At 41.1% G+C, this 9,981-nt stretch carries 3 protein-coding genes; all 3 read left to right on the forward strand.

Going from position 1 to position 9,981, the window contains the following annotated elements; translation table 11 throughout:
* Positions 1-64 precede the first annotated feature (64 nt).
* The 3 genes from ectB to BN1546_RS23655 are packed head-to-tail and all read left to right on the forward strand — an operon-like array spanning position 65 to position 9,978.
* A complete protein-coding gene (gene ectB, locus BN1546_RS23645; RefSeq protein ID WP_025719505.1) occupies positions 65-1,345 on the forward strand; it encodes a diaminobutyrate--2-oxoglutarate transaminase in 1,281 nt (426 codons plus the stop codon).
* Positions 1,338-9,278, forward strand: a complete 7,941-nt coding sequence (locus tag BN1546_RS23650; RefSeq protein ID WP_090738949.1) for a type I polyketide synthase — start codon at positions 1,338-1,340, stop codon at positions 9,276-9,278. The genes ectB and BN1546_RS23650 overlap by 8 nt, the downstream gene beginning before the upstream one ends.
* Complete coding sequence (locus BN1546_RS23655) at positions 9,244-9,978, forward strand: non-ribosomal peptide synthetase (protein ID WP_090738950.1); 735 nt, start codon at positions 9,244-9,246, stop codon at positions 9,976-9,978. Before BN1546_RS23650 ends, BN1546_RS23655 begins: the two co-directional genes overlap by 35 nt.
* Positions 9,979-9,981: the final 3 nt, after the last annotated feature.

A 9,981-nucleotide genomic window follows, 5' to 3' on the forward strand; every position in this document is an offset into this window, starting at 1 on the left:
CCGGAAAAATAAACTGAAGTTAGTGTTTAAACACTAACTTCAGTTTAAGGGAGGAATTATCAGTATGGAAATTTTTGAGCAGTATGAATCCAACGTAAGAGCATATTGTAGAAACTTCTACGATGTGTTTGACCGGGCTAAAGGTGCACTGATTTATTCAGAATCCGGAAAGAAATTTGTTGATTTTTTTGCAGGAGCAGGAGCTTTAAATTATGGACATAACAACGAATACATCAAACAAAAGATACTCGCTTATCTTGAATCGGACAGTATTACTCATGGGCTTGATATGTACACAAAAGCGAAACGTGAATTTATCGAAAAATTCTCGCAGATCATATTGGAACCCCGAAAGTTAAACTATAAAATTCAATTTTGCGGGCCTACAGGTACAAACGCTGTAGAAGCATCGCTGAAGCTTGCCCGAAAGATCACTAAACGGACTGGTATATTTGCGTTTATGGGAGGATTTCACGGAATGTCGCTGGGGAGTCTGGCTGTTACCAGCAACATTCAGAAAAGATCTTCCTCCGGCATAGCATTATCCGATGTTACCTTTTTCCCATACTCCGAGAGTCCAATTGACTCATTCGATACTATTGAATACATGGAAGCCGTTCTAAACGACGGTCACTCGGGAATCGAAAAACCGGCGGCTATTATATTTGAAACCATTCAGGCGGAAGGCGGCGTAAATATAGCTTCACCCGAATGGATGCTCAGGCTGAGGGAACTTAGCGACAGACACGGTATTCTACTGATTTGCGATGACATTCAGGTTGGCTGCGGACGCACCGGACCGTTCTTTTCATTTGAACGTGCCGGGATGATCCCTGATATTGTACTGCTTTCCAAGTCAATCAGCGGGTATGGCCTTCCCATGTCTATTCTGCTGATGAAACCGGAACTTGATGTCTGGAAGCCTGGTGAGCATAACGGTACGTTCCGGGGAAACCAGCTTGCTTTCATTGGAGCTACAGCTGCGTTGGAATATTGGGAAATGAATAATTTGGAACAGTCTGTGAAATATAAGGAAGCATTTGTAAGAGAATATTTAACCAAGCAGATTTTGTCATTACATAAGGGCCTGACCATTCGGGGTGCAGGTTTGATTTGGGGTATTGATTTTTCCAATGTGGAGGATGAGCGAATCACGCAAAAAGTAGTAGAGGAATGTTACCAAAACGGTTTAATCATCGAAAGCGCAGGAAGAAAAGACAGTGTTATAAAACTTATGCCTCCGTTAACCATCGAGCTTGAACTTTTGCAGCAGGGTTGTTCAATTATCAGACAAGCTATTCAAGAGAATATAAATAAAGTATTGGAGGTCGAAAGTTATGGATAAAATCGCCATTATAGGAATAGGATGCCGTTTGCCAGGAGGAATAAGGGGGCCTGAGGAGTTCTGGGAAGCATTGAGTGCGGGAAAAGATATGACTTCCGATTTACCCGAAGGCCGCTGGGATTTAGAAAAGTTTTATGATCCTGACAAATCAAAGCCAGGCAAGCATTACACCTGTCATGGTGGATTTTTAGATAAAATAGATGAGTTTGACCCTTTGTTTTTTGGTATTTCTCCAAGGGAAGCGGCCTTTCTTGATCCACAGCAAAGACTGATGCTGGAGACATCATGGGAAGCAATGGAAGATGGAGGCTTGGATCCGGCCAAGCTAGCAGGAACCAATACCGGTGTCTTTGTAGCGGGCTTCACCCTTGACTATCAAGCAATACAATTTAAAAACGAATCGGTTGAAAGTTTAGATACACATTCGGCAACGGGTATGATGATGACAATGTTGTCCAACAGGATTTCATATATATATGATTTCAGAGGTCCAAGTTTGTCTGTAGATACAGCGTGTTCGGGCTCTTTGGTTGCAACACACCTTGCATGCGGGAGTTTATTGAATAATGAATGTAATCTCGCAATAGCAGGCGGAGTAAGTGTTATAGCTACACCTGAGTATACCATAGCGGAAAGTAAGGGTGGTTTTTTATCTCCCGATGGACGGTGCAAAACTTTCGATTCCAGTGCAAACGGTTATGCAAGAGGAGAAGGAGCCGGCGTTGTGGTTTTAAAACGCCTGTCAGATGCTATCGAAGACGGAGATAGGATTTATGCCGTAATAAGTGGATCGGGTGTAAACCAGGACGGCCACACAGACGGGATTACTGTTCCAAACGGGCAGGCTCAGGAAAACTTAATGAAGGAGGTATACAAAAAGGCAGGAATATCACCTTCAGATATAACATATATTGAAGCTCACGGCACCGGCACTCCGGTTGGAGACCCTATTGAGGCTAATGCAATAGCACGAGTGGTTTCAACAGACAGGCCAAAAGATAAAAAGTGTATTGTCGGATCTGTTAAGACAAACATTGCCCACCTTGAGGCCGCTGCAGGAGTTGCCGCACTGATAAAAGCTTCACTAATCATAAAGCATAAGCAAATACCTCCACATCTGCACTTTAAGAATCCAAACCCTAAAATTCCCTTTGACGATTTATGTATACGAATTCCTCAGACCCTGGAGCCTTTGCCGCAACCCGCATTGGTTGGCATAAATTCATTCGGTTTTGGAGGAACAAATGCCCATATCCTCTTGGAGGAAGCTACAGATCTCCAAAAAGAGGGTACTCCTGAAGTTAATGTAAATACCGGATGGCCATATATGATTCCCATATCTGCGCGCTCAGAAAAGGCGCTAAAAAACTATGCGCAAAAGTATGTTGATTTTATTAATGGAAGTGGAGAAAGTATTTCTTTATATGATATTGGAAGCATGATGAGCAAAAAGCGCACCCATCATGACTATAGACTAGCGGTTTCGGCATCTTCAAAGGAAGAACTTGCAGGAAACCTGGAAGCGTATATTAAAGGACAAGCACGCCAGGGGATGTCTGCGGGAAATGTTGAGGCAGGAAAGTACAATAAAGCTGTTTTTGTATATACAGGTATGGGGCCCATATGGTGGGCTATGGGCAGACAGCTCCTTGAAAAAGACCCTGTGTTTAGAAATATGATAGAAAAATGCGATAAACTTACACGTCAGTATGCTGGATGGTCTCTACTGGAGGAACTTCTCGCCGATGAGGAGAATTCACGTCTGGACCAGCCCCAGTTTGCTCAACCTGCCAATTTTGCTGTTCAGGTGGGTTTGACTGAAGTATGGAAATCCTTGGGTATTATACCCCATGCGGTGGTAGGACACAGTGTTGGAGAAGTGGCTTCTACATATGTTGCAGGAATTTACAGCCTTGAAGATGCCATGTTGGTAAGTATTCACAGAAGCCGTGCACAGCAAAAAGCAGTAAACAAGGGCACAATGCTGGCGGTAGGTTTACCAGAAAAAGAAGTTGTGGCCCTGCTGGATGAGAACATAAAAGGTGTTTCAATGGCAGCAATCAATAGCCCAAATTCGGTAACTTTGTCAGGTGATCCTGATGCCCTTGAGCAGATCCAAAAACAGTTGCAGGATAAGGGGGGGGTTGCGCGGCTTTTAAAGGTCAATGTAGCGTATCACAGTTACCAAATGGAACCATATGAGCAGGAGCTATTGGAGGCATTAAAAGGAATAAAGTCCCAGCCTGCCGGGATACCGATATATTCCACGGTTACAGGGAAAATGCTGACGGGTACAGAGTGTGATGGACATTACTGGTATAAAAATGTAAGAGAGCCGGTACGTTTTGAAGCAGCAATGTATGAAATGATTTCGTTGAATTATAACTTATTTATTGAGGTGGGCCCTCACCCTGTTTTAGCAGCTTCTATTTCTGATTGTCTGTCAGCTAAAAACGTTGAAGGTAAGAAGTTGTTCTCTATAAAAAGAAATGAAAACGAACAGGTTTCAATACTGGAGAACTTAGGGAATCTATATGCACTGGGATACCCTATAGATTGGAACAAGATTTACCGGTACCAAGGTGAGTTTGTAAGTCTCCCTCTTTATCCATGGCAATGGGATAAATACTGGATGGAAACGCAGGAATCAAGTGAATTTAGGCAGGGAAAAAATAAGCACAAGTTTTTAGGACGCCGTTTGAAAACTTCCAGCCCTATATGGGAGATTGAACTTAATACTACCTATATGACGTATCTTTCTGATCATAAAATACAAGGTATAGAAGTTTTCCCCGGAGCAGGGTATGTAGAGCTGGGAATGGCTTGTGCCAGAAGCTATTTTGGAGAGGGTTTTTATACAGTTGAAGATATAAAGTTTGAAAATGCTTTATTTTTAAATCAAGGAGTATCACCTGTGGTGCAGGTGGTTTTGGATCCAAAAACCGCAAAATTCGAGATTTCAAGCAGGATACCGGGACAAGATAAGACTTGGACATGCAATGCATCCGGCACAATAAGAAAACGGCAAAACATAAAGATCACTGCTAAAGATGAGTTGATTCAAATACTTGGAAATTGTACCAAAGAATACGGAAAAGAAGTATGTTATAAAACCTTCTATCAAATGGGTTTCCATTATGGTCCTTATTTCCAAGGTATAGACAAGATATGGAAAGGTGATAACGAAGCTCTTGGCAGGATCGAGATCCCTAAAATACTGGAGATTGATAGCTCTATCTACGGTCTTCACCCGGCGGTATTGGACGCCTGTTTCCAGGTTACCATTGCGGCAGTTGCACCACTTAATGAAGATGAAAATAACGAAGGCCAATCATTCCTACCTGTAGGAATAGACAGGGTGCAGCTTTATGGAAGGCCGGAGCCTGTCATGCTTTGTCATACGCAGATGGTAGATAGGAAAGATAATAATTTGAACGCCAACATCCGTCTATATAGTGAGGACGGAAATCTAATCGCCGAAATACTGGGCATAAGAACTAAGGAACTTGGAAATAGTGGAGGGTCTGATGCTGGAAGAGTTAAGGATTATCTTTATGAGATAAACTGGGAGCTTCTAAAAAGTGAAGAAGTTGATACCCGCACAGCTGCTGCTAACTCTGGAGCATGGCTTATTTTTGTGGATCATAAAGCAGCAGGAAAAGAACTGGCAAATCTCCTTGAAAAAAGGGGAGAAGAATGCTTTATGGTATATCCTGGTGAGAATTTTGGTTGGCAGTATGAAGAGCGTGAGATATATATAAACCCTCGAAGCATTGAGGATCTTAGAGCGTTGTTTGATGAATTCTCAAAAATTAAAACGAAGCTAACAGGTATTGTATATATGTGGAGCCTCAATATCCTTGAGATCCAGGAAGTTAGCAATACAGCTATAGAAAAAGCTTGTTTTGAAAACCTGTTTGTATTAAAACACCTGGTACAAGCAACCACAAATCTGGGATTAAATTTTAAGCTGTGGGTTATTACAAGAGGAGCCCAAATGATCAACAGGGCTACTCCAAATTCTGCATTCTTACAGTCGTTGGTATGGGGCCTTGGCACCGTCATAGGTTACCATGAGTTGCCTTCAAATTGGGGAGGCCTTGTAGACCTTGACATAGAGGCCAATGCGGGTGAAATGGAAATGCTGTTAAAAGAAGTCTTAGGTAATGGAGAGAACCAAATTGCTTTCCGTAATGGGAATAGACTTGCAGCAAGAATCGATAAACTGCGGATTGATATGCAGCATCAAGTACCCGTACATCTTCGCCCCGATGGAAGTTATGTTATTACAGGTGCTTTTGGTGGCATAGGTATGATTACAGCCCAGTGGATGGTTGCCAAGGGAGCAAGACATCTGGTACTGCTTGGACGCGGAGAATTTCCAAAACGTTCTGAATGGAACAATGTAGAGCCAGGCAGCAGCCTTGCAGAGAGGATTGAGTTTGTTCGTAAGCTGGAGTCCCAGGGGGCAACAGTATATATTGGATCAGTGGATGTAACTGATGAGGAAAAGCTTGCTGGATTTTTTAAAGATTTTGATAAGGAAGAAAGGCCTCCTATTCGAGGTGTTGTACATTCTGCTGGTATTACGGATGATCAATTTCTTGAGGTTAGTAAAGATGAGACTTTTTATAGGGTCCTTTCGCCTAAGGTAAATGGTGCATGGAACCTTCACCGTATGACAGAGGGACGGCCTATTGACTTCTTTATTTTATTTTCTTCAGTTGCTTCTGTATTTGGTTCACCAGGCCAGGGAGCATATGCAACTGGGAATGCCTTTTTGGACTCACTTGCACATTACCGTTTATCGAGAGGACTTCCTGCACTGAGTATCAATTGGGGACCATGGTCAGAGGTTGGAATGGCTGCAAGGTTTATGGAACGTGATCCGGAGTATTATATACAAAAATCCATAGAATCTGTAACGGTAGAAAAGGGAATTAGGGCTATGGAGCACCTTGTTGGAGAAGCTGTTGCACAGTCTGTGGTTCTACCTATACTCTCGTGGCAAACGTTTGGGGAAAAATGGTTCTCACCCATGAGTTCTCCACATGTGCTTAAAACTCTTTTGCAAGATGAGTCAGGACAACAAGAGAATATAAATAAATCAAAGGTGGATGTTGATATCCTGGAGGATATTATTTCATCTCCAATACAGAGCAGGCAGAATATCGTTGAAATGCATATTAAAACAATAGTAGCGAAGGTTTTGCGTTATAATCCTGAGGATCTAAGTACCAAACAACCACTAACTGTTTTTGGGATGGATTCATTAATGGCCACCGAAATAAAAAACAGGATGGAGGTTGCCTTTAAAACACCTGTTTCCATAGTAGAACTTCTTAAGGGTTCCAGCATATACGATCTTTCCGAGCAAATGATATCAAAGCTATACGAATCGGGAAAGATTTCAGAACAGGATTCCCTAAATATGGGTAAGGCTGAGCTTGAAAGAATACCTAAAGTTTCTGAAAAAGAGTACTATGAAACCTCATCTGCACAAAAGATGATGTATATCATTAATAATCTTGAGGGTAACAACATTGGGTATAACATACCTGTGGGAATTTTATTTGAAGGTGGGATTGAAAGGGTTGCCCTTGGGGAAGCATTAAAAACATTGATACAAAGGCATGAAGCATTTAGGACATCCTTTGAGATGATTGATGGGGAGCTTGTGCAAAGGATACAAGATGAAGTTGATTTTACTATAGAATATTTTGAGTCTGAGGAAGACGGAGTAGAGAAAATAATCGATGAATTTGTAAGACCGTTCGATTTAAGCAAAGCACCCTTAATAAGAGTAGGTCTTATAGAAATCCATGCTAGCAGGCAAATACTTTTGCTTGATGTACATCATATAGTCTCGGATGGAACTTCAATAATCAGGACTTTTGATGAAATAGTTTCTATATTAAGTGGTGAAAGCCTTCCGGCAATGGAGGTGCAATATAAGGATTTTGCCCAGTGGCAGAATGGCTTGTTTAGCACTGAGGTTTACAAAAAGCAGGAAGAATACTGGCTTAATAGGTTCAAGGGTGAAATTCCTATCCTTGATATGCCTACAGATTATCCTAGGCCTGTCCTTCAAAGCTTTGAAGGAAATAGGTTGCTATTTGATTTAGACAGTCATTTGATGGATAAATTAAATGTACTTTCCTCCCAAACAGGAGCCACCGTGTATATGATACTTCTTGCGGCATTAAATACACTAATGTATAAATACTCAGGACAGGAAGACATAATTATTGGTACTCCTATAGCGGCAAGAACTCATTTTGATACTGAAAGAATACTGGGGATGTTTATAAATACCCTGGCATTAAGGAATTTCCCAGAGGGAAATAAGGCCTTTACTGAGTTCTTGGAAGAAGTAAAAGAAAGCTCCTTAGAAGCATATGAAAATCAGGAATACAGGTTTGATCAGTTTGTGACAAAACTTAACGTAAAGAGAGATTCAAGCAGAAATCCTTTATTTACTGTTATGTTTAATATTGTTCCTTCTGATGAGCATATTATGGAACATCGTGGTGAATTAAAGTATTCCAAATATCCGGTTGAAAGTAAAACATCAAAATTTGACCTAACATTCCAGTTGATACCAGATGGTCATAATATAATATTATGGATGGAATATGCTACACGTCTGTTTAAGAAGGAGACGGTAGAAAGGCTTGTTCAGCATTACTTTAATATCCTTGAAGAGATAACCTCAAACCCTGAAAAAAAACTATCAGAAATCAATATGTTATCCCAAGAAGAAAAGGAGCGAATAATATACGGCTTTAACGATACGAAGGTTGAATTTGAACATCACCTGACGGTACACCACCTGTTTGAGCAGCAGACGAAAGTACGTCCAGACAATATAGCAGTAGCGTATGAAGGCCGTAGATTTACATATGGCCAGATCAACCAAAGGGCAAACAGGATAGCAAGGTACATGCTAAAGGCTGGCACTGGTAGAGAAGAAGCCGTAGTTGTCATGCTGGAGAGGGGACCCTTATTTGTAGAATCGGTACTTGGTATATGGAAAGCAGGGGGGGCTTACATACCTGTAAATCCAAAATACCCTACACAAAGGGTGCTTGATATATTTAAGGAATCTAAAGCTGCCTATGTGTTGACCTTATCAGATTATGTGACCCAGCAGCTTAGTGAGAACTATAAAGGCCGAATTATATACCTTGACCAGTGTGAAAAAGAGATTGAGGCTGAAAGTGGCGAAAACCTAGATCTAGATATAGACATAAATAGTTTGGCCTATGTTATATATACATCTGGTTCAACTGGTGTACCAAAGGGAGCTATGATAGAGCATCTTGGCATGATAAACCACATCCATGCGGAAATAAAGGAACTTTGTATAACTAACAACAGCATAATATCCCAGAACTCGCCTCAATACTTTGATGTATCTGTATGGCAGTTCTTTGCAGCCCTAACCATAGGAGCTCAAATTATCATCTATCCAGATGAAATAGTAAAGGATGTTGCAAGGTTTACGAATCGGATCATAGAAGATGGCATAACGGTCCTTGAGGTGGTACCTTCATACCTTGCTTTAATGCTTGAGTATGTGGAAAATACAGGGAATAAACCGGAAAAACTTCATTACTTGCTGATAACGGGAGAAACCGTAAAATCCGGCATAGTAAGGAAATGGTTTGACCTATGTCCAAATACTAAAGTAGTTAATGCCTACGGACCTGCAGAGGCAGCGGACGATATTACTCTATATACTATGGAAGCTGCTCATGAAGGAGAGAACATTCCTGTAGGCAAGCCTATACAAAATATGAATCTATATATAACAGATAAAAACATGAACCTGTGCCCTATCGGAGTAAAAGGAGAGATCTGCGTCTCTGGAACAGGTGTAGGAAGGGGTTATTTAAATGACCCTGAAAAAAACAGCCCATGTATTCCTTGAAGATCCTTTCAGAGAAGAAAAGGGGATAAGGCTGTACAAAACAGGAGACCTGGGAAGATGGCTGCCTGACGGGAATATCGAATTCCTGGGCAGAATAGACCATCAGGTTAAGATCCGCGGATACCGAATAGAGCTTGGAGAAATAGAAGCTCAGCTTCTAAAACATTCTTCAATAAAAGAAGTTGTGGCAGCAACAAGGGAAGACCCCCAAGGGAACAAGTACATCTGTGCATATATAGTTGGAGAAAGTGAATTGACAATACCGGAATTAAGGGAGTATCTCTCCAAAGATCTGCCAGACTACATGATCCCTTCATATTTTGTACAGTTGGAAAAACTGCCTTTATCAGCGAATGGCAAGGTAGATAGAAATGCCCTGCCTGCCCCTGATGGAAATATTAATACAGGGGTAGACTATGCTGCACCATTCGGTGAAATTGAGGAGAAGCTTGTACTGATATGGAGCCAAATCCTTGGAGTCCAGAAGATTGGAGTAAATGATAACTTCTTTGAATTAGGAGGAGACTCATTAAAGGCAACCAATCTTGTATCAAGGGTTCATAAAGAATTTGACATAGAATTTGCATTAAAAGAAGTGTTTATGGGTCCTACAATTTCGGCAATAGCAAAAAGTATTAAAAATAGACTTAACGATACAGTGGAAATCGAAGAAATTTTAAGCATGATTGAAAATCTATAAATA

Source organism: Paenibacillus sp. Mc5Re-14, assembly GCF_001049835.1.
In the GTDB taxonomy this organism is placed as follows: Bacteria; Bacillota; Bacilli; order Paenibacillales; family Paenibacillaceae; genus Paenibacillus; species Paenibacillus polymyxa_C.

What these genes read in the sequence shown, in the direction of transcription:
- BN1546_RS23655 (WP_090738950.1), top strand. Translation starts at nt 9,244, where the DNA reads ATGACCCTGAAAAAAACAGCCCATGTATTCCTTGAAGATCCTTTCAGA.
- ectB (WP_025719505.1), top strand. Translation starts at nt 65, where the DNA reads ATGGAAATTTTTGAGCAGTATGAATCCAACGTAAGAGCATATTGTAGA.
- BN1546_RS23650 (WP_090738949.1), top strand. Translation starts at nt 1,338, where the DNA reads ATGGATAAAATCGCCATTATAGGAATAGGATGCCGTTTGCCAGGAGGA.